The following is a 26,134-nucleotide window of genomic DNA, read 5'->3' as shown; positions in this document are numbered from 1 at the left end:
CCTACTGGCCTAGCGTGGCGCGAAGAGGACGCCGAGTTTATCGATCTCGTCACCGGCGCGGCCGGTGAAGCCCACGATCCGCCAGCCGGCGGGGGCGGTGTAGGTGACGGTGTCCGACGTGGGCGTTCCGGCCGTCACCGTACGGCCCGTGTCGGTGGTGAACGCCGCCGAGAAGACACGGGTGCGGCCGTCCTTCTGGCCCCGGGTGAGGGTGACGGAGGTGAGGTGTTCGGCGGGGCCGAGGGTGAGGGAGACCGGGGTGCCGCCCGTGCCGCCGTGGGTGAGGGTCACCCCGCCGTCCAGGGCCAGGGACACCGCGTCCAGCCGGGAGCTGCCGCGCAGGGTGAGGGTGCGGGGCGCGGGCGGTGTGGCGGGCAGGTCGTCGGCGTCGTTGAAGGCGGTGCCGTGCGGGCCGCCGAACTGGTCGCTGGCGCGCAGCGCGTCGGGGGTGCGCCAGGAGAGGTCCACGGTGTGCGGATAGTGGTCGGACAGCGGTTCGCCGTCGGCGTCGAGGAAGGCCGGGTGCGCGTTGTGGTAGCGGGTGGCGGTGAGGGAGAGCAGCGGGCCGGAGCGGTAGAGGACCTTGTCCACGACCTCGCAGGTGTCGGTGACGTTGTCCGGGTCGCAGACGAGGGCGTCGGAACCGGCGGGCGGGGCCGAGCCGCCGCGCACGAGGTCCACCCAGGCGTCGGTGAGGCCGTTGCGGGTGGCGAGGTCGCGGATGTTGTCGGCGGCGCGGGTGTAGCGGGTGTTGGTGTCGCCCATGACGAGCACCGCGTTACCGGCGGAGTGGGCGGTGATGTAGTCGGAGAGCTGGGTGATGTTGGCGCGGCGGGCGGCGAGGTCGGCGTCCGTCGTCCCCGCGTTGGTGTGCACGTTGTACAGGTCGAGATACGCGCCCTCGGCCAGCCGCACCCGGGCGAGGGTGAAACCCTTCGGGGTGAGGCAGTCGGTGCCGTTGCACCTGTTCCACTTCACCCGCTCGAAGTCGTCGTACGGCAGGTCGGAGAGGGTGTTCAGGCCGTCACCGAAACCGGCGCCACCGCTGGTGGGGGTGCGGTACGGATGGTCGTCACCGGCGTAGAGCGCGGCGTGGTAGTTGAAGTCCTCCTGGACGTTGACGATGTCGTACGCGCCGAGCCGGGGCGAGATCAGCGGGGTGTTCTTGGCGGGATGGCCGGAGGACAGGCCCTCGGGGAGCCCGGCCACGTTGTAGGTGAGCACGTTGAACGTGCCCGAGGTGGCGCGGGGGGCCCGGGTGTCCGCCACCGCGGATGTGGCGCCGGACGGGGTCGCGGTCGCGCAGAGGGTGAGCACCGCCGCGGCGGCGACGGCTAAACGTGTGATGGCTGAGCGTCCGATGAGTCTCAAGGGAGCGTCCTCTCGGCTGATGAACCGCTGACGATGGGCTGTTGGGCGTGCGGTGTTCGGCTGGTGTTCAACCGCGGTCCTTACCTTCGCGCTCATGGCCCCCAGACATCACCACCCTCACGATGAACTCGCGGTGCACAGCCTGCCCCCGGCCCTCGACCTGTCCGTACGGGACGACGAGCTGACCCCCGATCAGCTCTCCCGGCGCTCGATGCTGCGCCGCGCGGGGCTGCTGGGCGCGGGGCTCGGCGCCGTGAGCGTGCTGGACGGCGGCACCGCGCGCGCCGTCGCGGCGAACGGCGCGGCGACGCCCGGCTCCCGGCCCGGTGGCGGCTATCTGTGGCTGGCCGGGGACCACCACATCCACACCCAGTACAGCAACGACGGCAAGTACCGGGTCATCGACCAGGTGCGGCAGGGTGCCCGGCACGGTCTGGACTGGATGGTGATCACCGACCACGGCAATGTCACCCACGCCCGGATCGGGGTCGAGAAGGTCAACCCCGACATCCGCGAGGCGCGCGCGACCCACCGGGACGCGCTGGTCTTCCAGGGGCTGGAGTGGAACATCCCGGGCGCCGAGCACGGCACGGTCTTCGTCCACCCCGGCCGTGACGAGGTGGCGGTGCTCAAGGAGTTCGAGACCTCCTTCGACGGATCGGTGAAGAACGCCGGGGACTCCACCCCGCGGAACGAGGCCCTGGCCATCGCCGGGCTGGACTTCCTCTCCGACGCGGTACGCCGGCGGCGCGTCAGGGCCGCGCTGATGCTCGCCAACCACCCCGCCCGCAAGGGCCTGGACTCCCCGCACGAGATCCGGGGCTGGCGGGACGCCCAGCCGCACATCGCCGTGGGCATGGAGGGCGCGCCGGGCCACCAGGCCGCCGGGATCCCGGCCTCCGCGCACGGTCCGGGCGGTGCGCGCGGGCTGTACGAGAACGCCCCCGGGCCGCAGTCCTTCGCCGCGTACCCGGCCGAGTCGTACCGCACCTGGGGCGGCTTCGACTGGATGACGGCCACGGTGGGCGGGCTGTGGGACAGCCTGCTCAGCGAGGGCAAGCCGTGGTGGATCACTGCCAACTCCGACTCCCACAACGTCTACGCCGACACCGCGATGCGCGGCCCCGGCAGCGACTACGAGACCAACGGACGGCAGAACGACCCGGTGTACGCGGGCGGGCTCGACCTGGAGGAGAACGACTACTGGCCGGGCCAGTACAGCCGCACCCATGTGGGCGCCGAGGACTTCTCGTACGCCGCCGTCATGGACGGCATCCGGGCGGGCCGGGTGTGGGTGGACCACGGCGGGCTGATCAGCGGCCTGGACGCGCGGCTCGGCGGTGGCGGGAGTGGCGGCCGGGGGCGTTCGGTCACCCTCGGCGGCACGCTGCACGTGGAGCGCGGCACCCGGGTCCGGCTGGAGCTGGACATCGCCCTGGCGAACGGCCCCAACTGGGCGGGGTTCGTACCGAAGTTGGCGCGGGTCGACGTCATCCGGGGTGAGGTCACGGGCGCGGTGGACGACCGTGACACGTTCGCGGCGCCGCGCACCCGCGTGGTGAAATCGTTCGAGATCGGCCGCACGGCGGGAACGGTCCGGCTCTCCTACGACCTCGGCCCCGTGGACCGCCCGCTGTACGTACGGCTGCGCGGCACCGACGGCAACCGCGTGGCGGTGGGCGCGCGGGGCGCGGCGGTGGATCCGCACGGCCCGGCGATGGATGTGCCGGGCGACGCGGATCCATGGCGCGATCTGTGGTTCTACGCCAACCCCATGTGGGTGCTGCCCTCCTGACGGCCCCCTGGGACCGGCGCTGACGCGCGGCCCCCTGGGACCGGCGCTGACGCGTTTCAGAGCTTTCCCGCGCCCGCCTGGGCGGTGACGGTGGCCACCACGGAGGACGCCGGTTCCGCCGTGTACGCGTACGGCGGGGTGGTGAAGCTGCCCGTCCGGGAGACCTCGGTGGCCGCCCCGCCCAGGTCGTTGCCGCGCAGCACCGCATAGCCGTCGACATCGCTGTCCCGGCTGGTGGTGACGGCCACTTCGGTGTCGCGGAAGACGTTGTTCTCGACCAGCGTCTGCGCGCCCATCCGGGAGTGCACACCGGTCTCCGCGCCCTGGACGTAGTTGTCGTAGAAGTGGCCGGTGCCGAAGCGCAGGCTGGGGATGCGGGAGTACACGTCCGAGAACCAGTTGTGGTGGTACGTCACCTTGAGGTGACCGGTGTCCTCGCTCGCGTTGTTGTCGCTGTGGCCGACGAGGCTGCCCTTGAAGTGGTCGGCGAACTTGTTCCAGGAGATGGTGATGTTGTCCGAGCCGTGGTTGATGTCCAGCAGGCCGTCGTAGTAGTCCTTGTCGTGGTCGCGGTCGGCCGAGAAGGTGTTGTGGTCGATCCACACCTTGGTGGACTTCTGCACGGTGATGCCGTCGGACGGCTTCCGGGGCTTGCTGATGTCGAGGTTGCGGACGATGACGTTCGTCGACTCCTTCAGCCGCAGTCCGCCGCCGGTGAAGCCGGAGCCCGAACCCACGCCCAGCACGGTGGTGTTGGAGCCGATGTCCACCTGACCGGTGAGGGAGATCAGCCCGGAGACCTTGACCACTTTGGCCTTGTCGCCGGTGACGGCGGTCCTGAAGGCGTCCAGGGAGGTCACGGTGGTGGCGGCGGCGTTCCCGCCGCCCGTGGTCCCGGCGCCGAAGCCGATGGGGGTGGTCTCGGCGGTGGGACGCGTGTCCGTGGCGGAGCGTGCGGAGTCGGCCGAGTCCGCGCCATGGGCGGAGACCGTGGAGAGGCCGCCGAGGGCGAGCGCCGCGGTGACGCCGGCGGCGACCGCGGTCAGCCGGCGTCGGTCGCGGGGGGTGACGCGGGTGACGTCCATGACATCGCCGTCGTCCGTGGTGCCGTGGTCGTGCGTCGAGCGCATGGGGGAGTCCTCTCGTTCGGAGGATCTCCACACGGGAGGGTAATCGCTTGCGGGATGAGCGAGGGTGAGCGGCAAGCACGCTGATCACAAAGGCCGGTGGAGATCGCCAAAGGTTGCGGCTCTGACGGTGCGGGGCCCCGGCGCCGGGCGATGTGGTCAGGATCGCCCCGGCGGACAGCGGCCATCCCGGAAGAAGCTAGTAAGCGCTTGTTGCGCTGTCAACACCCGGACAGAACAAGGGAGTTGGCCGTATCGAGAGTTGACGGGCGGGGACTTTGCCGAACCCACAGGCGCCCCACAGGAATCACCCCTATCTTTCCATGCCCATGACAGACTTATCCCCCTCCCCCATGGGGCGCCGAAGAGTACTGCTCGCCGGAAGCGCCGCCGCGGCGGCCATCGGAATCGGCGCGGGCACGGCCGCCGCCCGCCCGGAGTCGGCCGCGGCGAGTGATACGGCCGCCGGATCCGCGGCCACCGGGACCACCACGGCCGCCGGCACCCGCGGCACCGCCGCCATCTGCACGCTCACCAAGGAGCTCACCGAGGGCCCGTACTACCTCGACCACGCCCTCGTACGCGCAGACGTCGCCGAGGACAAGAAGGGAGTCCCGCTCGAGCTCGTCCTCACCGCCGTGGACACCGCCACCTGCGCGCCGCTCAACAAGGCGCTCGTGGAGATCTGGTACTGCGACGCGCTCGGCGAGTACTCCGGCTTCGTCGGCAACAACGGCCACCAGGAGCCGGACAACGGCAAGTTCCTGCGCGGCGGCGTGCTCACCGGCACCGACGGGGTGGCCAAGCTCACCGGGATCTACCCCGGCTGGTACCGGGGCCGCTGCGTCCATGTCCACCTCAAGGTGCACACGGGTGTCACGCTCACCCCGGACGGCTCGTTCACCGGCGGCAACGAGATCCACACCGGTCAGCTCTTCTTCGACGAGAAGATCACCGAGGCGGTGGCCAAGCTCTCCCCGTACTCCACCAACACCGTCCCCCGCACTCCCCTGTCCGCCGACGGCATCTACGGCAACGGCGGCACCGCCGCCGGGCTGCTCGCCGTGACGGCGCTGGGCAGCACGCCGTCCGCCGGCTATCGCGGCACGCTCACGGTCGGCGTCGACCCGGACGCCTGACCGGCCGCCGCACCCCGTCCCGGTCCCCGTCCCCCGTCCCGTCCACGCCCCGCCCGGCACTCCGGGCGGGGCCCTTCGCGCCCGGATGCTCAGACCAGGCGTATGACGTTCCAGGACATCGGCTCCAGCGTGGTGCGCAGGGCGCCGTCCGCGAGCTCCGTGCCCTCGCCGGGACGCGGGATGACGCGCTCGGGGTCGGTGAGGGTGTTACGGGCCTCGGGATCGGCGTCGGCGAGGACGGTGTGCTCGACCACGCGGGTCACGGGGAGGGCGTGCAGGGCGATCTCCAGCGGGAGCGGCCGGTGCTGGTCGCGGTTGACCGCGAAGACCGTGACCGCGCCGGTGGACTCGTCGAGCACGGCGGTGGCGTGCAGCAGCGGCACCTCGCCGTAGACGGGGGTCTCGTACGTCGGGCTGTCGACGTCGGCCCGCAGCACCCGCCCGCGCCCGTGCGCCGACGCCTGCGCGAAGGGGTAGAAGGTGGTCTGCCGCCAGGCGGGGCCGCCCGGTTCGGTCATGATCGGGGCGATGACGTTGACCAGCTGGGCGAGGCAGGCGACGGTGACGCGGTCGGCGTGGCGGAGCAGGGCGATCAGCAGCGAGCCGACCACGACCGCGTCGGTGACGGAGTAGTTGTCCTCCAGGAGGCGCGGGGCCTCCTCCCAGTTGAGCGGCTCGGCGTTGTGGTAGCGGGTCTGGTACCAGACGTTCCACTCGTCGAAGGAGAGGTTGATCCTCTTCTTCGACTTCAGCCGGGCGCCGATGTGATCGCAGGTGGCGACGACGTTCTCGATGAAGGACTCCATGTCCACGGCCGAGGCGAGGAAGGAGTCGCGGTCGCCGTCGCGCTCCTCGTAGTAAGCGTGCAGGGAGATGTGGTCCACCAGGTCGTAGGTCTGTGTGAGGACCGTCGCCTCCCAGGTGGCGAACGTCGGCATCGACTGGTTGGAGCTGCCGCATGCCACGAGCTCCACGCCCGGGTCGATCTGCCGCATCGCGCGGGCGGTCTCGGCGGCGAGCCGTCCGTACTCCTCGGCCGTCTTGTGACCGGTCTGCCAGGGACCGTCCATCTCATTGCCCAGACACCACAGCCCGATGCCGTACGGATCCTTGTCGCCGTGGCCGATCCGGAGGTCGGCGAGGGCGGTGCCGGACGGGTGGTTGGCGTACTCCTGGAGCTCGAGGGCCTCGGCGACGCCGCGGGTGCCGAGGTTGAGCGCCATCATGGGCTCGCCGTCGACCTTACGGACGAAGTCGATGTACTCGGAGAGCCCGAACCGGTTGGTCTCGGTGGAACGCCAGGCCAGATCGAGCCGCCGCGGCCGCTCCTCGACCGGCCCGACACCGTCCTCCCACTTGTAGCCGGAGACGAAGTTGCCGCCCGGATACCGAATGACGCTGACGCCCAACTCCCGGATCAGCGCGAGGACATCGGTACGCAGCCCGGCCTCGTCGGCGGCCGGATGGCCCGGCTCGTGGATGCCGGTGTAGACGCAGCGTCCGAGGTGCTCGACGAACGAGCCGAAGAGGCGGGGGTTGACGTCGCCGACGGTGAAGGCGGGGTCGAGGGTGAACCGGGCGGAATCGGTCTGCGGCATGACGGCCCATCTCTTCGGGTGTCGCGACTGCGCATATGCGCGCCCGCGCGACTATTCGACATATCGACCAGCGCTCGTTTCTTCGAACGCGACCGTAAGATCTCGTCACGGCGTGCGTCAATGGCAGGACGGCGTCGGGTTGCCCGAGCTGGACGGCCCGCGCTGGGCGGCCTGTGCTGGGGGCCTGTGCTGGGGCCCGCACCGGGCGGCCCATGCTGCGCGGCCGGTACTGGGGGGATATCCCCCTACCGATCCTGGGGTGCGCCGGATCGCCCCCGCCGGGGGCCGAAGTTAGCGTTCGGCCATGACTTCGACTCCGCGAAGGCGCCTCGCCGTGGCACTCGGTGTCGCTACGCTGCTCGCCGCCGAGGTGGCCACCGCCGCCGCCCAGCCCGCCGGTCGCTCCCCCGGGGAGCGGTTGCGCCAGGACACCGAGGCGATCCACGCCCTCGGTGTCAGCGGTGTGCAGGCCCGCGCGATCGCGCCCGACGGCCGGCAGTCGGTCGCCACCAGCGGCACCGCCGACCTGAACACGGGCCGCCCGGTCCCTCCCGACGGCTACTTCCGCATGGCCAGTACGTCCAAGACGCTGGTCGCCACCGTGGTCCTCCAGCTGGTGGCCGAGGGCGAACTCTCCCTGGACGACACCGTCGACCACTGGCTGCCAGGAGTGGTGCGGGGCAACGGCAACGACGGCAGCCGGATCACCCTCCGCCAGTTGCTCCAGCACACCAGCGGCATCCACGACGACCTACCCGGATACACCACGCCGGAGGAGTACTACCAGCAGCGCCACGACGTCCACAGCCCCGAGCGGCTGGTGGCCCGCGCCATGGCCCATGCGCCGGACTTCCCGCCCGGCGAGGGCTGGGCGTACTCCAACACCGGCTATGTCCTGCTCGACATGATCATCCAGAAGGCCACCGGTCGCCCCGCCCACCAGGAGATCGAGAACCGCGTGCTGCGCCCGCTCGGCCTCGACCGGACCCGCTGGATGGGCACCTCGCCCACCCTGCCCCGGCCGCACGCCAGGGCCTACCAGCTCTTCGGCCCCGGTTCCGTGGTGGACGTCACCGACCAGATACCGGTGGACCACGGGAACCTTTCGTGGGTCACGACCACGCGGGACGAGAACCGCTTCCTCCGCGCGTTGCTCGCGGGCCGCCTGCTGCCGCCGCGGCAGCTGGCCGAGATGAAGCGGACCGTCCCCGTGAGCGCCGAGGTCCAACGGCTGTGGCCCGGCGGCCGATACGGGCTGGGCCTGGTCGAGCGTCCCCTGAGCTGCGGCGGAACCTACTGGAGCCACGAGGGCGGGGACGGCGGCTACATCACCCTCAACGGCGTCACCGACGACGGCGGGCGAAGCGCCGTGGTCTCCATGTCCGAGGCGCGTGGTGACACCCCGGAGCACGTCCTGGACCAGGAGAACGCGGCCGGCGCCCTGATCGACCACGCACTGTGCCCCACCGGCCCCGGCACCCGGTGAGCGGAGGCGCTGGGCGGCCGGACCTCCGTGCTCGCTCAGCCGATGCGAAGGATCCGAAAGCGATCGGGTTCCGCCGGATCCCGGTCGACGACCTGGATCGGCGGCCAGGTCCACTGCCACACGCCGCTGCCCGGCGTGCGGGAGAACCGGATCCGCCCGCGGGTGCCTTCGACCGCGACGCGCGGCCAGGACGCGGCGACGCGCGCCCGGTCCGTGCCCTGAGAACGCAGCACCTCGGCGAGGACGGCGACCGTGTCATAGCCCTCGAAGGCGACGAAGGAGGGCGCCGCGGCCAGCCGCTCGCGGAGGGCCCTCTCGACTCGCGCGCCGAGTGGGCTGAGGCGCTCGGGCAGGTAGCGCAGGAACGGGATCGCGGCGCCGTCCTCACCCAGCGACGTCGCCCATTCGGCGAACTCCGGCTGCCCGGCCGGAGCACCCATCATGATCTCCGCGAGGCGCTGGTCGCGGCGGACGGCGGTAACGATCGACACGGCCGGCTCCGGGTGGCCGACCAGGAGCAGGAGGGCCGTCGCGCGATGGGCGACGAGTTCGTCGCACAGGGCCGCGGGGGCGAGCGCGCGCATGTCGAGTTCGATGACGGTGCCGCCGCGTGGAGCGAGACGGTCCCGCAGAACGCGGGCCCCGGATGCCCAGTAGACGCTCGGCTCGGCTGCCACGGCGATGCGGCGGTGGCCCGCGCCGAGGAGGAAGTCCGCGTAGATCCGCCAGCCGTGGGACTGCGCCGGGGGGAGACGCGCGACCCAGTCCGTCGGCTGTTCGGTGAGCGCGTCGAGAACCGCCGACGAGCAGAGGAACGGCAGGCCGAGCGCGTCTGCCCGGGTGGCGGCGGCACGAGCGACGACGCTGTGGTACTCCCCCGCCAAGGCGGCCACGCCCAGACGGGCCAGTTCGTCCACGGCCGCCGCGGCCTTCCGAGGATCGGCCGCGGTGTCCCGGACCACCAGCTCGAGTGGGCTTCCGGCGATCCCGCCGTCGTCGTTGACGTCGCGTACGGCCAGCTCAAGGCCCGCGAGCAGGTGTTGCCCCGCCCCGGCCCAGCCGGGTCGGGTCAGCGGAGCGAGAGCGCCGATCCGGACGGATGATCCATCCCGCCGTGGCGGGCGCGCCTGGGTGACCATGCCGGACATTGCATCCGCCGCCGTCGCCGACAGGCAACCGATTATGTGTTCGCTGCCCCTTGTGTGTTCGCTGCCTCTTATGGGTTCGCTGCCCCGCCGGGCACCCGGCCCCGCTCGCCACGCACGCTACGACGGGCGGATCCCGGTGTTGGACAGCCTCAGCCGGAGCTCCCGCTCCTGGTCGCCCGCCACCGCGCCCTGCTCGCGTACCTCGAAGGCGCGGGCCAGGACGTCCGCCATCCGCCGCACCGGGACGGGGCCGCCCTGGAGGTCGGCGGTGACGGGGGCCGTAAGGGAGGCCGGGCGTGGCTCCGCGCGCGGGTCGGTCACCTCGAAGACGGACGTCCACACCGTGGGGCGCCCCTCCCCCGCGTCCTGCGGAAGGTTCGCCGTCGCCTGGTCGGACGCGTAAGCCGTGCGCAACACGCCGAAGACGGCCTCGGCGTCGTCCCGCGAGACTCCGCTCACCGCCACCAGCACCTGCGCGGCGGACCGAGGCTGTTCCGGACCGGGCGTCGTGGACATGGGGCCACCTTTCCCGTCGCTTTTCCCGTCGCTCCGAGTTTCCCGTCGCTCCGAGTTTCCCGTCGCTCCGAGCTCTTTCGGCTCCCCGGGTACCCGCGTGCCCCCGACCCATCACCTCGTGAGCGATCCCTTGACCCACCTCACCGCCGCCTCTAGCGTGCGGCCGACGTTACGGAAACGTTCCGGAACTTTTCGGAGCCGGGAAGGGAAGTTTTCGTGATCACTTCGGTCCGCACAGCCCTCGTCGGCGCGCTCGCCGCCGCACTGCTCCCGCTCATCACACCGTCCGCCGCCGCGGCACCACTCCGCGGCGGCACCGTGGATTTCGGAAGGCGTCTCCAGCCCATCGACGGTTTCGGCTTCTCCCAGGCGTTCCAGCGCGCCGATCTGATGCACGGCGCACAGGGCCTGACCCCGGAACACCAGCGCGAGGTGCTGGATCTGCTGCTGAACCGCGCCACGGGCGCCGGGTTGAGCATTCTGCGGCTCGGCATCGGCTCGTCCTCCGACGAGGTCTACGACCACATGAAGTCCATCCAGCCCACCGACCCGGGCGGCCCGGACGCGCCCCCGCGCTATGAGTGGGACGGCGACGACGGCGGCCAGGTGTGGCTGGCGAAGGAGGCGCGGCGGTACGGCGTCAAGCGCTTCTACGCCGACGCCTGGAGCGCGCCGGGCTATATGAAGACGAACGGGACGGACGGATACGGCGGGACGCTGAAGGCGGAGTGGCGACGGGCGTACGCCGACTACCTGGTGCAGTACGCGAAGTTCTACCGCCAGGAGGGCGTACGCATCACCGATCTCGGCTTCACCAATGAGCCGGACCTCGCCACGTCCTACGCCTCGATGCGGTTCACCGCGGAACAGGCGGTCGAGGTGATCAAGGCGATCGGCCCCACGGTGCGGCGGGCCGGGATCAATCTGCTGTGCTGCGACGCGGCCGGATGGGACGAGCAGGCGTCGTTCTCCGCCGCGATCGAGGCCGACGAGGAGGCGGCCGGCCAGGTCGCGGTGCACACGGGCCATCCCTATGTCACCCCCTCCGACCAGCCGCTGCCGACGACCCGCCGCACCTGGATGTCGGAGTGGAGCCCCAACGGGACGACGTGGAACGAGGCATGGGACGACGACAGCGGCTATGACGGCCTGGCGGTGGCGGAGGCGATCCACACGACGCTCGCGGACGCGGGGGCGAGTGGGTATGTGTACTGGTTCGGCGCGTCGGTGGGCGCCACCCGGGGCCTGATCCAGCTGGACGGCCCGGACTACCACGTCTCCAAGCGGCTATGGGCCCTGGCCGCGTACAGCCGTTTCATCCGGCCCGGGGCGGTACGGGTCGCGGCGGACTCCGGGGCGGACGGAGTCAAGACGACGGCCTTCCGGAACCGGGACGGCAGGCGGGTCCTGGAGATCCTCAACACCGGTGCGGAGCCGGTGCGCACGGACTACGCGCTACGGGGCGGAGGAGGTAGGGGCGGTGACGCGCGGGGCGCGGTCTACCGGACGGACGAGACGCACGCGCTCAGCCGCGTCGGAACCGCGCGGGTGCGCGACGGGCGGCTGGCGGTCGAACTGCCGGGGCGTTCGCTGACGACGGTGGTGCTGCGATAGCCGGGACCGCCCCTGCCACACGGGTGGCAGGGGCGGCCGAACCATCGGTCCATGAACCGTCGTTACATGAACCGTCAGTCCTCGAAGACTCCGTACTCGAAGACTCGGCGCTCGAAGACTCGGCGCTCGAAGACTCAGTCCTCGAAGGCGACGATCATCTTGCCGGTGTTCTCCCCACGGAGCATCCCGAGGAAGGCGTCCACCGCGTTGTCCACACCCTTGATGACCGTCTCGCGGTAGTGCAGCTTGCCCTCGCGGATCCAGCCGCCGACCTCCTGGAAGAACTGCTCCTGAAGGTGCTGGTGATCCCCGACCAGCATGCCCTGGATCCGCAGCCGCTTGCCGATGACCATCGCGAGGTTGCGCGGGGCGGGGGTCGGCTCGGTGGCGTTGTACTGCGAGATCATGCCGCAGACGGTGACCCGGCCGTGCACCTTGAGGCGGCCGATGGCGGCCTCGAGGTGCTCACCGCCGACGTTGTCGAAGTAGACGTCGATTCCGTCCGGCGCGGCCTCCTTCAGCTGGTCGGCGACCGGGCCGCTCTTGTAGTTGAACGCCGCGTCGAAGCCGTACTCGTCGAGCAGCACCCGGACCTTCTCGTCCGAACCGGCACTGCCGATCACCCGCGAGGCGCCCTTGAGCTTGGCGATCTGGCCGACCTCGCTGCCGACCGCGCCCGCCGCGCCCGAGACGAAGACCGCGTCGCCCTCCTTGAAGGAGGCGACCTCCAGCAGCCCCGCGTAGGCGGTGAGGCCGGGCATGCCGAGCACCCCGAGGTAGGCGGGGAGCGGGGCGACCTCGGGGTCGACCTTGACGGCGCTCTTGGCGTCCACCGTGGCGTACTCACGCCAGCCGCCGAAGTGCAGGACGTGGTCGCCGACGGAGATGCCCTCCGCGTTGGAGGCGACGACCTTGCCGACCGCGCCGCCTTCCATCGGCCGGTCCAGCTGGAACGGCGGCGTGTACGACTTCACGTCGTTCATGCGGCCGCGCATGTACGGGTCCACCGACATGTAGAGATTACGGACCAGTGCCTGCCCGGGGCCCGGCTCGGATACCGAGGCCTCGCGCAGCGCGAAGTCCTCCGGCTTCGGCCACCCCTGGGGGCGGGCGACCAGGTGCCATTCACGGCCGGTGGTGGGGATGACGGACATGGAAGGGGCCTCTCCTACGTTTCAGCGGATGAAACAATCATGCTGCTGGATATTTCATGTTGTCAAGTAAATGGGTACCCTGGTGGGCATGACGCCCCGCATCGACCCGCTGACCCTCGAGGTCGTCGAGCTCATCGGCACCATCGTGGCCCGTTATCACGAGGAATACGAGGAGGCGGCGGCCAAGCACTCCCTGACCGGGGCCCAGGCCCGGGTGCTGAGCCTGCTGACCGGCGGCCCGACGCCGATGCGGCGGCTCGCCCAGCAGCTGAAGTGCGAGCCGTCGAACGTCACCGGGATCGTGGACCGCCTGGAGTCGCGCGGCCTCGCCGAGCGCCGCCTTGACCCGGCCGACCGCCGGGTCAAGCTGGCCGCCGCCACGGAGGCGGGCCGCGAGACCTCCGAACGGCTCCGGGGCTCGCTCGACTTCGCGCGCGAACCGCTGGCGGAGCTCTCGGACGAGGAGCGGACGGTGCTGCGCGACCTGCTCAAACGGATGCTGGGCACCGCGCCGTAGAGCCGCGTTGCAAGGCCCGCGCCGCAGCGCGTCGCGCAGGCCCATCGCCGGGACGCCCGGGGTACGGGATCTTTCCCCTCCCCGCCCCTTCCCGATACCAAGGGCCCCGCCCCTGGACCCCGGGCTCTGGGGCGGAGCCCCACCACGCGGCGGAGCCGCATATCGATACAGCGGGAAGAGGCGGAGCCCCAACCCGGGTTCTGGGGCGGAGCCCGACCCGGGGCCAGGGAACCCTCGGCCCGGGGACCAGGACGGGAGCCCCGGCTCCGAGGACAGGCGGGAGCCCGATCCGGGGCCTCAGGGAACCCCCAGCCTGGGAACCGGGGCGGAGCCCCGGTTCCGGGGACCGGAGCGAACCCCCAGTCGGGGACCGGAGCGGAGCCCCGTCTCCGGGACCCCCGGGCGAACCCCCACCCCAGGGACCGGAGCGAACCCCGGCTCCGGGGACCGGAGCGGAGCGCCGCTCGGAAGCCGGAGCGGAGCCTCCGCTCGGGAACCGGGGCGGAGCCCCGCCCGGGGTCTGGGGCGGAGCCCCGGTTGTGGGAAGGGGTGGGGAGGGGAGCAGCCCGCCGCAGGCATCGACCCGCCGTGCGCCCCCTACGTGCACCACCACAGGAAGCGCTGGCACGTCTCCGTGGGCGTCGGGGTCGGCGTCGGCGCGACGGTCGCCGGGGCGGTGGGCCTCGGTTTCGGCGGGGTGGTGGGCCGATGGGTCACCCCGGAGCCGCCCGGGGCCGACGGGGAGTCGTCCGACGGGTCGGAGGACGAGGCGTCGTCCGGATCGGGCGAGGTGTCGTCCTTCTCGCCCTTGGACTTCTTGCCGTCCTTGTCCCCGTCCCGGGATGGGTCTCGCTCCTCGCCGTCCCCCGCCGAGGGCCCCGCACCCGGGCCGGTCGTGTCCTGGACGATCGTCTCGGCGGATTCGGTCACCCCGCCGTCGCGGTCGGCCACCGGCTCCTGCCGCCTGGGCGCCGGGGAGGACTCCCGCCAGTGCCCCTCGGTGGCCAGCTCGGCCACGAACACCGCGACCAGCACCGGGCCGAGCACCGACGCCAGGATCGCCACCCGGCGTCCCCGGCCCCGGCGGGCGCGACGGGCGCGGCGGCCGAAGAGGCCCCGGGACTTGGGCTTCCGGCGCGAGGCGCGAGTGGTGCCGGAGCCACGGGAAACCTGGGCCGCGCGGCGGTCCGCCCGCCGTTCCGCCCGCGTGGCGGTGGCGGACGCCTCGTCCCCGGCGCCCCCGTCCGCCGCGTCCGACGCGACAGAGGGCGGCCCGAGTTCCTCGACGGGCCTCCCGCATCCAGGGCAGGAGACGGCACCGTTGAGATGGCGGCGGCACGGAGAGCAGTAATCCATTTCGCCGGGCAGGTTATGTGACCAACGGGTAGGTCAACAGGACGCGGGGTGTGAGGATCCTGTGCAAAGAACCGTACGAAAGCCCTCGTCAGGCCCCTGTCTTCCGGCGAACCGGCGACGGCCGGGGCCCGCCCGGCCCCGCTCAGCCGCCGAAGGCGGGCTGCGCGAGACCCTGCCCCACACCCTGGATGACCAGCAGCGACCCGGCGAGCGGCGGCGCGGAGGCGCCGAGGCCGACGCGTGCCGAGGTCAGATACAGATCGGTGAGGTCCGCCCCGCCGAAGGCACACGCGGTGGGGCGCGGGAACGGCAGCTCCACCACCCGATCGAGTGTCCCGTCAGGGGCGTAGCGACGGATCGCGGCGCCGTCCCACAGGGCGACCCACACCGCTCCGTCGGCGTCCACGCACAGCCCGTCCGGGAAGCCCGCGCCCTCCTCGACCTCGGCGAACGGCCTCCGGCCCGAGACCACCGGACCACCGGGGTCCTCGACGTCGAAGACGTCGATACGGCGGGTGGGGGTGTCGATGTAGTACATGAGGCGGCCGTCCGGGCTCCAGCCGATGCCGTTGCTGACCGTCACCTCCGGCAGGAACTCCGTATGGGAGCCGTCGGACCCGATCCGGGAGAGCGTGCCGCCGCCGGCCCCCTCGTCGTAGCGCATGGTGCCCGCCCAGAGCGAGCCGTCGGGCGCGACGGCGGCGTCATTGCCCCGGCGGCCGGGGACCGCCTCGCGCAGCAGCCAGTCGAAGCCGCCGTCCGCCCCGTATATCCCGATGCCGTCGCGGAGGTTGACCACCAGGCCGCCGCCCGCGCGGGGCTTGGCGGCGCCGACGTGCTGCTCGGTGCCCAGGGTGGTGCGGCGGCCGGTGGCGGGGTCGTAGGTGTGAACGCGGGAGGAGAGGATGTCCACCCAGATCAGCCGCTGCGCGGCGGCGTCCCAGGTGGGTCCCTCACCGAGCACGGCGCTCGCGCGCACCGCGATCTCGAGCGATGGCCGTGTGCTCATATGTCCCGCCTCCGATGTCCCAGCCGCACCGACAGTTCACCCGCGCCCTTGGCCGCCAGTTGCTCCAGCTCGGCCTGGCGCTCATCGCTCCAGCGGATCGTCGGCACCGAGATCGACAGCGCCGCGACCACCTTCCCCGCCGAGTCCCGTACGGGGGCCGCCACGCAGTTCACATCCGGGTTGGACTCCCGCTGCTCGACGGCCACGCCGCGCTCGCGCACGGTGGCGAGGTGGCGGCGCAGTTCGTCGGGGGAAGTGATGCTGTTGTCCGTCATCGCGGCCAGCGGCTGATCGCCGGACAGCCGCGTGGCCAGGGCGTCCTCCGGGAGGGAGGCGAGCAGCATCTTGCCGACCGAGGTGCAGTGGGCGGGCAGTCGGCGGCCCGCGGCGGAGACCATGCGGACGGCGTGGGTGGAGTCGACCTTGGCGATGTAGATGACGTCCATGCCCTCGAGGATCGCGACATGCACGGTCTCGTCGCAGGTCTCGGCGACGCTCCGGGCCACCTGCTGGCCCTCGGCGGCCAGGTCGAGCTGCTCGGCGTAGCGGCTGCCCAGCTGGTACGGCCGCACCCCGAGCCGATAGCGGCCGGGCTGGTCGGGAAGCTGGACCAGATAGGAGCGGGCGGCCAGAGTGGTCACCAGCTCATGGACCGTCGTACGGGGCAGTCCGAGCCGACGGGTGATCTCGGGTGCGGAGAGCGTGCCGTCCCCGTCCAGGAAGAGCTCGAGTATGTCCAGAGCCCGTGTCACCGCGGGCACCAGGCGTCCCATAGTGCTCGCCCTCCCCTTCTGGTTCAGATGGCAAGCGTTCGAGATTCCGGCCGGTGGCCGGTATCGCGAACACAGGTTATGCGGAGGGGACTTCCCCCGGCAATGGTCCGGCAAAGGCACGATGCGCCGGAAAGCGCTTGCGCCACCGGAGGAGGACGCCCCCTTACGCCCCGGCACGGCGAGTTCGTACGCCCCGGCACGGCGAGCCCTTACGCCCCGGCACGGCGACCCCGTACGCCACGATAGGAGCCATGGATTCCGCGCCCGGCTCATTCGCTCAGCCCGACTCGTTCCCCGCCCCCTTCCCCTTCGTCCTCGTGCTGCTGCGCCGGATGGCCGACCATCAGCCGGGGCTGGTCGAGGACGCACTGCGCGAGCTGGGGTTCGGGCGTGCGGTGATGCGCGAGGCCAACCGCCGCTGGCAGGCCATGCAGCGCTCGCCGCGGCGTCGCTCGGCAGTGGCCCGCTACCGCTCCGTGCTGGGCCCGCCCGAGTCCACCGCCACCCGCCGGATCGGCGATCTGACCTGCGAGGCGCTGAGCTGGTCCGTGCCGCTGTGGCCGGATCTGCGGTTCGAGGTGCTCACCGCGCCGAACGGGGCGGTGTGGAACGAGTGGCTGGTGCGCGCTCCGGGCGCCCCCGGACCCCGGCTGCGTACGGCCGCCGACCTCGCGCCCTGGTCCTGCACGGTGGACGAGGTGGCGCGCGCCTTCGCCCCCGCGCGGCCCATGGAGGGCTCGGCGCCCACCCGCTGGCGGCTCGCCTTCGACGCGCCGGAGGCGGAGAACGGTGAACTCCGCCACTATGTGGCGGAGTTCACCTGGGGACTGCTGCAGCGTATGGAGGACGTCAGGCCAGCTTCGCCGACAGCGTGATCTCCGTACCGGCGAGCGCCTGGCTCACCGGGCAGTTCTTCTTGGCGTCCTCGGCCGCCGCGGTGAACGCGGCCTCGTCCAGACCCTCCACCGTGCCCTCGACGGTGAGGTGGATACCGGTGATCCCGGTACCGGGCTGGAAGGTGACCTCGGCCTGGGTGGTCAGCTGGGTGGGCGGGTTGCCCGCCTGGGTGAGGCCGTGCGAGAGCGCCATCGAGAAGCAGCTGGAGTGGGCCGCCGCGATCAGCTCCTCGGGGCTGGTCTTGCCGCCTGCCTGCTCGGCGCGGGACGGCCAGGAGACCGGCTGCTCGCCGATGCCCGAGGAGTCGAAGGTGACGGTCCCCTTGCCCTCGGCCAGATTGCCCTGCCAGACGGTGTGCGCGGTACGCGTCGTTGCCATGCTCGCTGTTCCCTGCTTCCTGTCGGACGTGCGATATGCGTATACGGTCGGAGGTGATCAACCGGCGGGGGTGCTACCGCTTCCGGTGGCGCCCTGTCCGGAGATCGACTCCGAGCCTACGTTCCAGGCGACCATGGCCGGGCGACCATGCTCACTTCCCAGTCGACTGACGGTCGCGGTGTCGAGCCGGAACAGCGCACCGGCGGACGGGGGCAGGCCCAGCCGCCGGGCGGTGAGCACCCGCAGCACGTGGCCGTGCGCCACCAGCACCACATCAGCGCCGTCGGCCGACTCCAGCTCGGGGGCGATCCGGGCGAGCACCCGGTCCACCCGGGCCCCGATCCGCTCGGGTGACTCACCGGGGTGGTCGGGACCGGCCGACGGCACGCCGTCGGTCCACAGGTTCCAGTCGGGGCGGGTGCGGTGGATCTCGTCGGTGGTGATGCCCTCGTAGCCGCCGTAGTCCCATTCGCGCAGATCGGGCTCGAGGTTGGGTTCCTCGAGCCCGGCGAGCCGCGCGGTCCGCAGGGCCCGCTCCATCGGGCTGACCAGGACCAGCCCGATCTTCCGTGCGGCGAGCGGCTGGCGCAGGGCCCGTGCCTGCTCCTCACCGCGCGGGGTCAGGGGCAGATCGGTCCAGCTGGTGTGCTTGTGCGACCGGCTCCACTCGGTTTCGCCGTGCCGGACCAGCAGCAGCTCAGCCACGGCCGCCGGATGCCTTCTCCTCGCCCGCGACGCCCTGCTCCTTCTCCTTGTCGATGGCGTGCTTCTCGTTCGCCGCGGCGGCGATGGAGGCGCGCACCGTGTCCATGTCCAGGTCGCGGGCCTGGCCGATGAGGTCTTCCAGGGCCGGCTCGGGGAGGGCGCCGGGCTGGGCGAAGACCGCGATGTTCTCCCGCACGATCATCAGCGTGGGGATGGACTGGATGTCGAAGGCGGCGGCCAGCTCGGGCTGGGCCTCGGTGTCGACCTTGGCGAACAGCAGATCCTGGTGGCGCTCGGCGGCCTTCTCGTAGATGGGCGCGAACATCCGGCACGGCCCGCACCAGGAGGCCCAGAAATCAATCAGGACGAATTCGCTCCCGGACACGATCTCGTCGAAGTTGTCCTTGGTGAGCTCGACGGTGCTAGTGCTCATGCCTGCGTTACCCGCTTCCGTACGTCGGCAGATGCCACATGCACCGTAACCCGCCACCGCCCGCCGTTATTCCGGGCCGGTGGCGGGGTGGCGGCGTCTCCAGAGCTGGCCCGAGAGCTAGCCCGCCCGGAAGCGTATGCCCAGGTCGGCGGGGGTGAAGCGGCGTACGTCCCTGGTGGAGAGCCCGCGGTCGGTCCCCCGGAAGATCCAGAAGCCGCCCGTCCTGCCGCGGCCGTAGCCGGGCGCGGCGGCGACCACGTCCTCGTGTCCGTCCCCGTCGACGTCGAGCAGCGGGGGCTGCGGGGCGAAGGCGTCGAAGCCGTACGGGGTGTGCCGACCGGGCACCCCCGGGGTGTCCAGGTCCAGGGACTGCTCCCCGCGGTGCTCCCCGCCGTGCCCCCGGTACGGGCTCTTGGCCGGGTCGGGGGCGTACTCGCCGCCGCGCCCGTGCCGTGAGCCGGGCAGCAGGGTGAGCCGGCCGTTGCCGTTGTTCTTCTCCGGGGTGGCCACGACGAGGTCGGGGCGGCCGTCGCCGGTGATGTCGCCGACGGCCGGGGAGCCGCCGAACCCGTCCCCGCGCCGTGCGTCACCGGGCATGCCCGGGGCGGACTGATCGACGGTGAGATCCGCACGTCCCCGGCCCAGACCGGACTTGGCGCCGTGGACGACGGTCAGCCGTCCGGAGCCGCGGTGGCGGCCGGGGCCGAGCGTCCCCTGGCCGGGCGCGAGCAGATCGTCGACCCCGTCGTGGTCGGCGTCCCCGGCCGCGGGCTCGCGCGGTCCGTCCTCCGTGCCCAGGGCGTGGGCCAGGCGTGCCTCGGGCCGCTTGTCCCGCACCAGGCCCCTGGGTCCGCCGCGGTAGTGGGCGACGGGGGTGTCGAGGGGGGCGGTGTCACCCAGTTCCGGCTGGTCCGCTTGGCCGAGGCCGTAGCGGTAGGTCAGCACCACATCGGTGCGGTGGTCGCCGTTGAAGTCCCCGGCCGTGGCGGTGGCGGGTGCGCCGCGGCGGGGCCGCTCGGTGGGGCCGGTGGGGAGCGGGGCGGTACGGGCGGGGTGAGCCTTCGCGCCGAACGGCCCGTACAGCACGCGTACGGCACTCCGGCCGACACCCCGGCCACCCCGGCGGTCACCCCGGCCGTCATCCCAGCCGTCCCCCCAATCGTCCGCCGCCGAGGCCAGCAGGTCGGCCGCGCCGTCCCCGTCGAAGTCCCCCACGGCCAGCGCCAGGAGCCCGGCCGCGCCGCCGCCGAGCGGGCGCGGCGCGGCCAGCCCTCGGGGGCCGCCGCGCAGCACCACCGTCTCCCCCGTCCGCTCGGCCCGCGGCGGACTCCCGTGCCGGTGCCGGAACCGCGCCGTCACCAGGTCGGTGAATCCGTCCCGGTCCAGATCGGTGCGCAGCAGGGGGCCCACGTAGTCGTCCTCGGCGCCGTCCACGACGAGGCGGTGCCGAGGGTCGAGGCCGTGCGCCCCGCCGTAGACCACCGCGAGCCGGGCGGGCAACGGTCCCCGGGAGGCGCTGGTGGGGCGGATGGCGGTGGCGAAGTCGTCGTAACCGTCGCCGTTGAAGTCCCCGAGTGGGGCGCCGGCCGCCCCCTTGGTGGGCCCGTCCACCGGCCTCCGCCCCTCGTGGCCGACCTCGCTGCACCCGGCGAGCAGCAGCACGGACACGGCCACGGCGGCGACGGGAACGGGCGAACGCACGGCGACACCTCGCAAGGCGGATCGAGCGGACGGGCTTCACCCTCAAGGACGGGCTTCACCGCTCAAGGACTCCAGCGAGCGCGCTCGGGTTGCCTCTCGGCCGCCCCCGCCAAATACACGCGACACCGGGCGCCGACCTTGCGATCATGGCCCCTGGCCCCTGGCCCCTGCCCCCTGGCCCCTGACCCGCGACGAGAAAGGGCGATGTGCGATGCCGGCCATACCCGCCGACCCGACCGTGCTGCACCCGATGCCCGAGCAGCCACGAGTGGTGCTGCTCAAGCCGCTGATCACCTCGCCGCTGATCGAGGTCGGGGAGTTCTCGTACTACGACGACCCGGATGAGCCCACCGCGTTCGAGACCCGCAATGTGCTGTACCACTACGGGCCGGAGCGGCTGGTCATCGGGAAGTTCTGCGCGCTGGGCGAAGGGGTGCGGTTCATCATGAACGGCGCCAACCACCGCATGGACGGCCCGTCCACGTTTCCGTTCCCCATCATGGGCGGTTCATGGGCCGACCACTTCGACCTGATCACCGGCCTGCCGGGCCGGGGCGACACCGTGGTCGGCCATGACGTCTGGTTCGGATACCGGGCGATGGTGATGCCCGGCGTGCGTATCGGCCACGGCGCGGTCATCGCCTCCGGTTCCGTGGTGGTGGACGACGTTCCCGACTACGGGATCGTCGGCGGCAACCCGGCCAAGCTCATCCGCCGCCGCTACGACGACGGGGACATCGCCCGGCTGCTGGCCCTGGCCTGGTGGGACTGGCCGATCGAGCATCTCACCGCCCATATCCGCACGATCATGTCCGGGAGCGTGGACGAGCTGGAGGCGGCGGCCCCGCGCCAGGACGTGTCCGACGGGGCTTGACGCCTGCGGCCGGCTGTTCCCCTCCCCGCCCCTTCCCGACACCTGACGATATACGGCTCCGCCGCGTGGGGCCCCGCCCCCAGACCCCAGACCCCAGACCCCGCCCCCGGCCCCGGATCGGGGCCCCGCCCCTTCCCGCGGCATCGATACGCGGCTCCGCCGCATGGCAGGGCTCCGACCCCGGACCCCGGGGGTCCAGGGGCGAAGCCCCTGGTAGCGGGAAGGGGCGGGGAGGGGAGAGATCCGCCCCCCTTACGTCAGCTCTCGAGACTCATGTACAGACGAGTCCCCCGCGGCTGAAAACCGACCCGTTCGTAGACGCGGCGGGAGCCCTCGCCCGAGTACTCCAGCCAGACCGACCGGGCGCCCCGGGCGAACATCGTCCCGGTCAGCGCGGCGGTGACCGCGGCGGCGATGCCCCGGCCGCGGAAGGCGGGACGGGTGCCCACGCCCGCCAGTTCGGCGGTGCCCACGGCAGGAGCCGAGCAGGTGGCCCCGCCGGCGCAGCCCCCGTCGGGCGCCCGGACGAACCGGACCGCGCCGCCGTCCTCCTGGACGCGGCGCAGCCGGGCCGCTCCCTCCTCGGAGGCGGCGAACTCACTGGCGAACGCCTCGGCCAGCGCGGCGTCGATCGCCCGGTAGTCCTCGTCCGTGGCCGGAGCCGCCACCGGAACGGCCGCCGTGCCCCGCGGAACGGCGAGCCGTTCCGGAGTGCACACCAGATACGCGTGCGTGGCCTCCACGCCGAACCCCGCCTCCCGCAGCGCGGGTTCCACGGCGGGCGCGGCGTCCGGCGCGAACTCGAGCCGGGGCTTGAGCCCGCGTACCCGGAACGCCCCGATCAGCTCCATGACGTCCCGGGCGGTGGGCCGGGCGCCGGGAAGCGGGGTCGCGTAGTTGATGTACGGGCTGGTGGTACCGGGATCGATCCCCGCCACAAAGCCCCCGACCTCGACAAGCACGGGGCGGCGGCGGAGGTTGGCTACGGCAAAACTCTGGACGTCAGTGCCCATGGTGAAGTGACCTCACGGATCAACGCGGCGGAAGGCGCCGCGGAAGGAAGCGGTGTACGGATATGTGGGGCCGCCGTGAGGAGACGGATTGTTGGCACCGATCGCTCAGTGCCGACGGCGGCCGCTGGGGGACGCCGAGTCCATGGGCTTCAGTCCTTTGACAGATAGTGGAATCGCCACGCGGAACATAGCGCACGGCGTGGCCGGGTGACACATGGTTTTCGCGAAGCGGCGCGTCATGTTTTCGCGAGGCGGTGCGTCAGTGTTTTCGCGAAGCGGCGCGTCAGTCCGCTCACCGCTTGATGGGGCCTCAGTCGCCCGGCACCCCACCGAACCCGCCCAGGAGGATTGACGCGGACACACCACGACTCTACCGTCTCGTCACATCTCGGCGTTCACAACGAAACACCAACTTCATATACATGGACCACGGTCCATACCAACCCCCCACGGGAAGGCAATTCCCATGCGCATCCGTACGCTGCTCACCGCGCTGGCGACCGTGACCACCGTCATCGGTGGCCTGGCCCTCGCGGGCCCCGCCGGCGCCTCCCCCACGGCCGCCTTCGCCGACCCGTCGAAGGCGCCGGGCGGCAACTTCGACCTGTCGGTGTGGCAACTCCAGGAGCCGGTCGGCTCTCCCGGCAAGCCGACGACCATCCCCTCGTCCCGGCTCCAGGGGGCGAGCGGATTCCAGGACGACTACTTCTACACCGACAAGCGCGACGGGGCGATGACGTTCTGGGCGCCCGAAAAGGGCGTCACCACCCCGAACTCCAACTACGCCCGCTCCGAGCTGCGCGAGATGAACCGCGACGGCGGCGCCGCGGACTGGTCGCTCGGCGGCTCGCACAAGCTGCAGGCGACGCTGCGCGTGGTGTCGGTGACGAAGAACGTCTGCGTCGGCCAGATCCACCTCGGCTCGGGCGGCTCCTCCACAAAGCCGCTGGTGGAGCTGTACTACCGCGCCAACGGCGACATCGTCCTCGGCACCGAGAACTCCCCCGACGGTGGCCAGACGCTGCACAACGTGGGCCATGTGTCGGTCGGCAAGACATGGAACTACACGATCGGCGTCTCCGGCGGCGACACCATCGACCTGACGGTCAACGGCAGCACGACGCACTACGACATCCCGTCGTCCTTCTTCCCGTACAAGCAGTACTTCAAGGCGGGCTCGTACAACCAGTCGTCCTCCGACAGCACGACGAACGGAGCGCGCGTCGGCTTCTACGGGCTGACCGTCTCCCACGGCTGAGCCCCCAAGGCCCGGCGGCCAAGGGGGCCGCCGGGCCTTGTCGCCGCTGGGCGCCGCTGGGCGCCGCTGGGCGCCGCTAGGACGTCCGGCCGCTGAAGACCTCGGCCACTTCGGGGATGCGGTCGATGTAGCCGTCGAGCAGCTTGCGGCCGACGGTCACCGAGTCGACCAGCGGGTGGAGGGAGAACGCCTTCACGGCATCGGTCCGGGAGCCGGTGACAGCGGCGCTGATGGTGAGCCGCTCGACCGCCTTGACCTGCTGCATCAGACCGGTCTGGTGGAGATCGGGCTGGGTGATGGTGAGCGGGTGGACACCGTTCGCGTCAACGGTCACGGGCACCTCGACGACGGCGTCGTGGGGGAGGCCGGAGACGGTGGTCCCGTTGCGCACGTTGAGGATCATCGTGGCGCGTTCATTGCGGCTGATCGCGGCCATCACCGCGAGGGCGACCCCGGCATACCCCTGATGCGCGGGGTCCGGCCGGAAGTCCTCGTTCGGTTGGGCCTCTCCCTGAACGGCGCCCTTGGCCTCCGCCATGTAGTTGGCGCTGCGGTCGGCGATGGTCTTCCGCCACAGCGACACGGCCGAGCCCGCGGCGGCCTCCGTCACCCGCTGGTAGAACTCCTTTTGCTGGCGGGCCAGGAACTCGCCGCGGGTCTGCGGAGCGTCGAGGATGGACCGTACGGCCTCCCGGTTGAAGTAGTAGTAGTACAGGTACTCGTTGGGGATCACGCCGAGGTCGCGCAGCCACTCGCGCCCGAAGACCACGCCCTCCTCCAGGTCGCCGAGGCGCTGCTCGTCGGCGAGCAGCCGGGGCAGGATGTCCTCGCCGTCGTGCAGAACGCGGCGCATCCAGCCGAGGTGATTGAGACCGACGTAGTCGAACTGGGCCCGGGACGGGTCGAGGCCGAGGGTCGTGGCGATGCGGCGGCCCAGACCTGACGGCGTGTCGCAGATGCCGAGGACCCGATCGCCGAGGACGCTCTGCATCGCTTCGGTGATCATGCCGGCCGGGTTGGTGAAGTTGATGACGTAGGCGTGCGGGGCCAGGCGCCGTATCCGGTGCGCGATGTCGAGCATGACGGGGATGGTGCGCAGCCCATAGGCCAAGCCGCCCGGGCCGGTGGTCTCCTGGCCGAGGACGTCGAGGTCGAGGGCGACCCGCTCATCGCACATCCGTCCCGCCAGCCCGCCCACGCGGATGGCGGCGAACACGAAGTCGCTGCCCTCCAGGGCGTCGTCGAGCGACGTGGTGACCGTCACCCTGGGCGCTTCGGCATGGCCGTCGGCGAACTGGGCGAGCACCTCGGCCATGGCCTTGAGCCGGGCCGGGTCGGTGTCGTACAGCCACACATCGTCGATACGGGGGGAACCCTGATCGTGCAGCAGGGCCTGGTAGACGTATGGCACGCGGAATCCGCCGCCGCCGAGGACGGTCAACTTCATGCGAGTATCACCTTTCCGTCCGCCTCGCGGCAGAGCTGGAGCGTGTTGGGGTCGGCACCGCTGGTGGTGATCAGGACGTCGAGGTCGGCGAGCGAGCACACGCGCAGCGATCCGGTGCCGGGGAACTTGGTCTCGACGGCAACCAGGACGACCTTTCCAGCGGTCTCGATCATGGCCTGTTTCAGGGGGGCCTCGACGGCCATGTTGTCCACCACATGGCCGTTCGGCCGCACTCCGGTGCAGCTCAGGAAGAGCAGGTCGGCGCTGACCTGGCGGAGTGCCTGCTCGGTGAGGGAGCCGACCAGGGACTGATAGTTGCGGCGCAGCACGCCACCGAGCATCACCAGCCGTACGGCGTCGTCGTCGCGGAGTACGTCGAGCACCGGCAGACTGCTGGTGATGACGGTGACGGGACGGCCCCGCAGCCGGCGGGCGATGGCCAGGGGCGTGGTTCCGATGTCGAGGACGATCACGCTGTCGTCCTCGACCAGCTTCACGGCCTCCTCGGCGATCGCCTCCTTCAGTGCCTCGTCACGCGAGATGACCAGGTTGAACGGGGTCTCGGGCGCCGCCTCCGCACCGGCGGCTTCCGCGGTCCCACGCGGCGACAGGGCCGCTCCACCGTAGGTACGGACCAGCTCGCCGTTGCGGTCGAGGAGGATCAGGTCCCGGCGGATCGTGGATTCGCTGACCTGGAGGTTTTCGGCGAGCTCGCGTACCGAGGCCACCCCGGTCGACCGGAGTGACTCGACGATCTTCGCATGTCGTTTGCGTGAGGTCACGCATTGACGATAGCACCGCATGACTGAAGTCAGTCATGGAATC

At 71.7% G+C, this 26,134-nt stretch carries 24 protein-coding genes; 8 read left to right on the top strand and 16 right to left on the bottom strand.

Features of this window, described 5'->3' with window-relative positions; translation table 11 throughout:
• Positions 1-9: 9 nt before the first annotated feature.
• Positions 10-1,371, bottom strand: coding sequence for a jacalin-like lectin (locus ACMTAK_RS34290; RefSeq protein WP_413809759.1), 1,362 nt, complete (start codon positions 1,369-1,371; stop codon positions 10-12).
• A 94-nt stretch (positions 1,372-1,465) separates the two neighbouring features.
• Here ACMTAK_RS34290 and ACMTAK_RS34285 point away from each other — a divergent pair, with 94 nt between their 5' ends.
• Positions 1,466-3,166 carry a PHP domain-containing protein gene (locus ACMTAK_RS34285; protein ID WP_413809758.1) on the top strand — a complete coding sequence of 567 codons (1,701 nt, stop codon included), beginning with the start codon at positions 1,466-1,468 and terminating at the stop codon, positions 3,164-3,166.
• A 56-nt stretch (positions 3,167-3,222) separates the two neighbouring features.
• Here ACMTAK_RS34285 and ACMTAK_RS34280 read toward each other — a convergent pair whose 3' ends face one another.
• A complete protein-coding gene (locus ACMTAK_RS34280) occupies positions 3,223-4,251 on the bottom strand; it encodes a pectate lyase family protein (RefSeq protein ID WP_413813079.1) in 1,029 nt (342 codons plus the stop codon).
• A gap of 365 nt (positions 4,252-4,616) precedes the next feature.
• Here ACMTAK_RS34280 and ACMTAK_RS34275 point away from each other — a divergent pair, with 365 nt between their 5' ends.
• Entirely contained in the window at positions 4,617-5,432 is an 816-nt protein-coding gene (locus tag ACMTAK_RS34275; protein WP_413809757.1) for an intradiol ring-cleavage dioxygenase, read from the top strand.
• Positions 5,433-5,521: 89 nt separating this feature from the next.
• On the opposite strand, the gene arfA is transcribed toward ACMTAK_RS34275, so the two are convergent.
• Complete coding sequence (gene arfA, locus ACMTAK_RS34270) at positions 5,522-7,030, bottom strand: arabinosylfuranosidase ArfA (RefSeq protein WP_413809756.1); 1,509 nt, start codon at positions 7,028-7,030, stop codon at positions 5,522-5,524.
• A 304-nt stretch (positions 7,031-7,334) separates the two neighbouring features.
• Between arfA and ACMTAK_RS34265 the strand changes: the two genes are divergently transcribed.
• Entirely contained in the window at positions 7,335-8,516 is a 1,182-nt protein-coding gene (locus ACMTAK_RS34265; RefSeq protein WP_413809755.1) for a serine hydrolase domain-containing protein, read from the top strand.
• 35 nt (positions 8,517-8,551) lie between these two features.
• On the opposite strand, the gene ACMTAK_RS34260 is transcribed toward ACMTAK_RS34265, so the two are convergent.
• Together ACMTAK_RS34260 and ACMTAK_RS34255 are read right to left on the bottom strand one after the other, a co-directional pair.
• Complete coding sequence (locus tag ACMTAK_RS34260) at positions 8,552-9,664, bottom strand: ABC transporter substrate-binding protein (protein ID WP_413809754.1); 1,113 nt, start codon at positions 9,662-9,664, stop codon at positions 8,552-8,554.
• Positions 9,665-9,781: 117 nt separating this feature from the next.
• Positions 9,782-10,180, bottom strand: a complete 399-nt coding sequence (locus tag ACMTAK_RS34255) for a hypothetical protein (RefSeq protein ID WP_413809753.1) — start codon at positions 10,178-10,180, stop codon at positions 9,782-9,784.
• Positions 10,181-10,396: 216 nt separating this feature from the next.
• Between ACMTAK_RS34255 and ACMTAK_RS34250 the strand changes: the two genes are divergently transcribed.
• On the top strand, positions 10,397-11,794 hold the full coding sequence (locus tag ACMTAK_RS34250) for a glycoside hydrolase family 30 protein (protein WP_413809752.1): 1,398 nt from the start codon (positions 10,397-10,399) through the stop codon (positions 11,792-11,794).
• A 134-nt stretch (positions 11,795-11,928) separates the two neighbouring features.
• On the opposite strand, the gene ACMTAK_RS34245 is transcribed toward ACMTAK_RS34250, so the two are convergent.
• Positions 11,929-12,948 (bottom strand): NADP-dependent oxidoreductase, encoded by a 1,020-nt coding sequence (locus ACMTAK_RS34245; RefSeq protein WP_413809751.1) that lies wholly within the window; start codon positions 12,946-12,948, stop codon positions 11,929-11,931.
• Between the two features lie 88 nt (positions 12,949-13,036).
• Here ACMTAK_RS34245 and ACMTAK_RS34240 point away from each other — a divergent pair, with 88 nt between their 5' ends.
• Entirely contained in the window at positions 13,037-13,465 is a 429-nt protein-coding gene (locus ACMTAK_RS34240) for a MarR family winged helix-turn-helix transcriptional regulator (protein ID WP_413809750.1), read from the top strand.
• A gap of 597 nt (positions 13,466-14,062) precedes the next feature.
• On the opposite strand, the gene ACMTAK_RS34235 is transcribed toward ACMTAK_RS34240, so the two are convergent.
• From ACMTAK_RS34235 to ACMTAK_RS34225, 3 genes are all read right to left on the bottom strand, one after another.
• Positions 14,063-14,821, bottom strand: coding sequence for an SCO2400 family protein (locus tag ACMTAK_RS34235; RefSeq protein ID WP_413809749.1), 759 nt, complete (start codon positions 14,819-14,821; stop codon positions 14,063-14,065).
• 142 nt (positions 14,822-14,963) lie between these two features.
• Positions 14,964-15,830, bottom strand: coding sequence for an SMP-30/gluconolactonase/LRE family protein (locus ACMTAK_RS34230; RefSeq protein ID WP_413809748.1), 867 nt, complete (start codon positions 15,828-15,830; stop codon positions 14,964-14,966).
• Positions 15,827-16,603, bottom strand: a complete 777-nt coding sequence (locus ACMTAK_RS34225; protein WP_413809747.1) for an IclR family transcriptional regulator — start codon at positions 16,601-16,603, stop codon at positions 15,827-15,829. Before ACMTAK_RS34225 ends, ACMTAK_RS34230 begins: the two co-directional genes overlap by 4 nt.
• Before the next feature lie 251 nt (positions 16,604-16,854).
• Between ACMTAK_RS34225 and ACMTAK_RS34220 the strand changes: the two genes are divergently transcribed.
• The gene (locus ACMTAK_RS34220) at positions 16,855-17,478 is read left to right on the top strand and encodes a hypothetical protein (protein WP_413809746.1); all 624 of its coding nucleotides are present in this window, start codon (positions 16,855-16,857) and stop codon (positions 17,476-17,478) included.
• On the opposite strand, the gene ACMTAK_RS34215 is transcribed toward ACMTAK_RS34220, so the two are convergent.
• The 4 genes from ACMTAK_RS34215 to ACMTAK_RS34200 all read right to left on the bottom strand — a co-directional run bounded on the left by ACMTAK_RS34215 (position 17,453) and on the right by ACMTAK_RS34200 (position 20,717).
• Positions 17,453-17,878: an OsmC family peroxiredoxin gene (locus tag ACMTAK_RS34215; protein ID WP_413809745.1), complete on the bottom strand. Its 426-nt coding sequence runs from the start codon at positions 17,876-17,878 to the stop codon at positions 17,453-17,455. The two genes, ACMTAK_RS34220 and ACMTAK_RS34215, sit on opposite strands and share 26 nt — an antisense overlap.
• 57 nt (positions 17,879-17,935) lie before the next feature.
• Positions 17,936-18,583: a histidine phosphatase family protein gene (locus tag ACMTAK_RS34210; RefSeq protein ID WP_413809744.1), complete on the bottom strand. Its 648-nt coding sequence runs from the start codon at positions 18,581-18,583 to the stop codon at positions 17,936-17,938.
• Positions 18,576-19,016 (bottom strand): thioredoxin, encoded by a 441-nt coding sequence (gene trxA, locus ACMTAK_RS34205; protein ID WP_413809743.1) that lies wholly within the window; start codon positions 19,014-19,016, stop codon positions 18,576-18,578. The genes ACMTAK_RS34210 and trxA overlap by 8 nt, the downstream gene beginning before the upstream one ends.
• Before the next feature lie 117 nt (positions 19,017-19,133).
• On the bottom strand, positions 19,134-20,717 hold the full coding sequence (locus tag ACMTAK_RS34200) for an FG-GAP-like repeat-containing protein (protein ID WP_413809742.1): 1,584 nt from the start codon (positions 20,715-20,717) through the stop codon (positions 19,134-19,136).
• 211 nt (positions 20,718-20,928) lie between these two features.
• Here ACMTAK_RS34200 and ACMTAK_RS34195 point away from each other — a divergent pair, with 211 nt between their 5' ends.
• Entirely contained in the window at positions 20,929-21,591 is a 663-nt protein-coding gene (locus ACMTAK_RS34195) for a CatB-related O-acetyltransferase (RefSeq protein ID WP_413809741.1), read from the top strand.
• Positions 21,592-21,848: 257 nt separating this feature from the next.
• On the opposite strand, the gene ACMTAK_RS34190 is transcribed toward ACMTAK_RS34195, so the two are convergent.
• Positions 21,849-22,604: a GNAT family N-acetyltransferase gene (locus ACMTAK_RS34190; RefSeq protein WP_413809740.1), complete on the bottom strand. Its 756-nt coding sequence runs from the start codon at positions 22,602-22,604 to the stop codon at positions 21,849-21,851.
• A 466-nt stretch (positions 22,605-23,070) separates the two neighbouring features.
• Here ACMTAK_RS34190 and ACMTAK_RS34185 point away from each other — a divergent pair, with 466 nt between their 5' ends.
• Positions 23,071-23,862, top strand: a complete 792-nt coding sequence (locus tag ACMTAK_RS34185; RefSeq protein ID WP_413809739.1) for a polysaccharide lyase family 7 protein — start codon at positions 23,071-23,073, stop codon at positions 23,860-23,862.
• A gap of 76 nt (positions 23,863-23,938) precedes the next feature.
• Here ACMTAK_RS34185 and ACMTAK_RS34180 read toward each other — a convergent pair whose 3' ends face one another.
• Together ACMTAK_RS34180 and ACMTAK_RS34175 are read right to left on the bottom strand one after the other, a co-directional pair.
• On the bottom strand, positions 23,939-25,309 hold the full coding sequence (locus tag ACMTAK_RS34180; RefSeq protein WP_413809738.1) for a 6-phospho-beta-glucosidase: 1,371 nt from the start codon (positions 25,307-25,309) through the stop codon (positions 23,939-23,941).
• On the bottom strand, positions 25,306-26,091 hold the full coding sequence (locus ACMTAK_RS34175; protein ID WP_413809737.1) for a DeoR/GlpR family DNA-binding transcription regulator: 786 nt from the start codon (positions 26,089-26,091) through the stop codon (positions 25,306-25,308). Before ACMTAK_RS34175 ends, ACMTAK_RS34180 begins: the two co-directional genes overlap by 4 nt.
• Positions 26,092-26,134: the final 43 nt, after the last annotated feature.

Origin of the sequence: Streptomyces lacaronensis (assembly GCF_047337785.1) — a bacterium.
Lineage (GTDB): Bacteria > Actinomycetota > Actinomycetes > Streptomycetales > Streptomycetaceae > Streptomyces > Streptomyces lycopersici.
The sequence above is the reverse complement of the archived record's forward strand: the minus strand, read 5'-3'. Positions and strand labels throughout refer to the sequence as shown.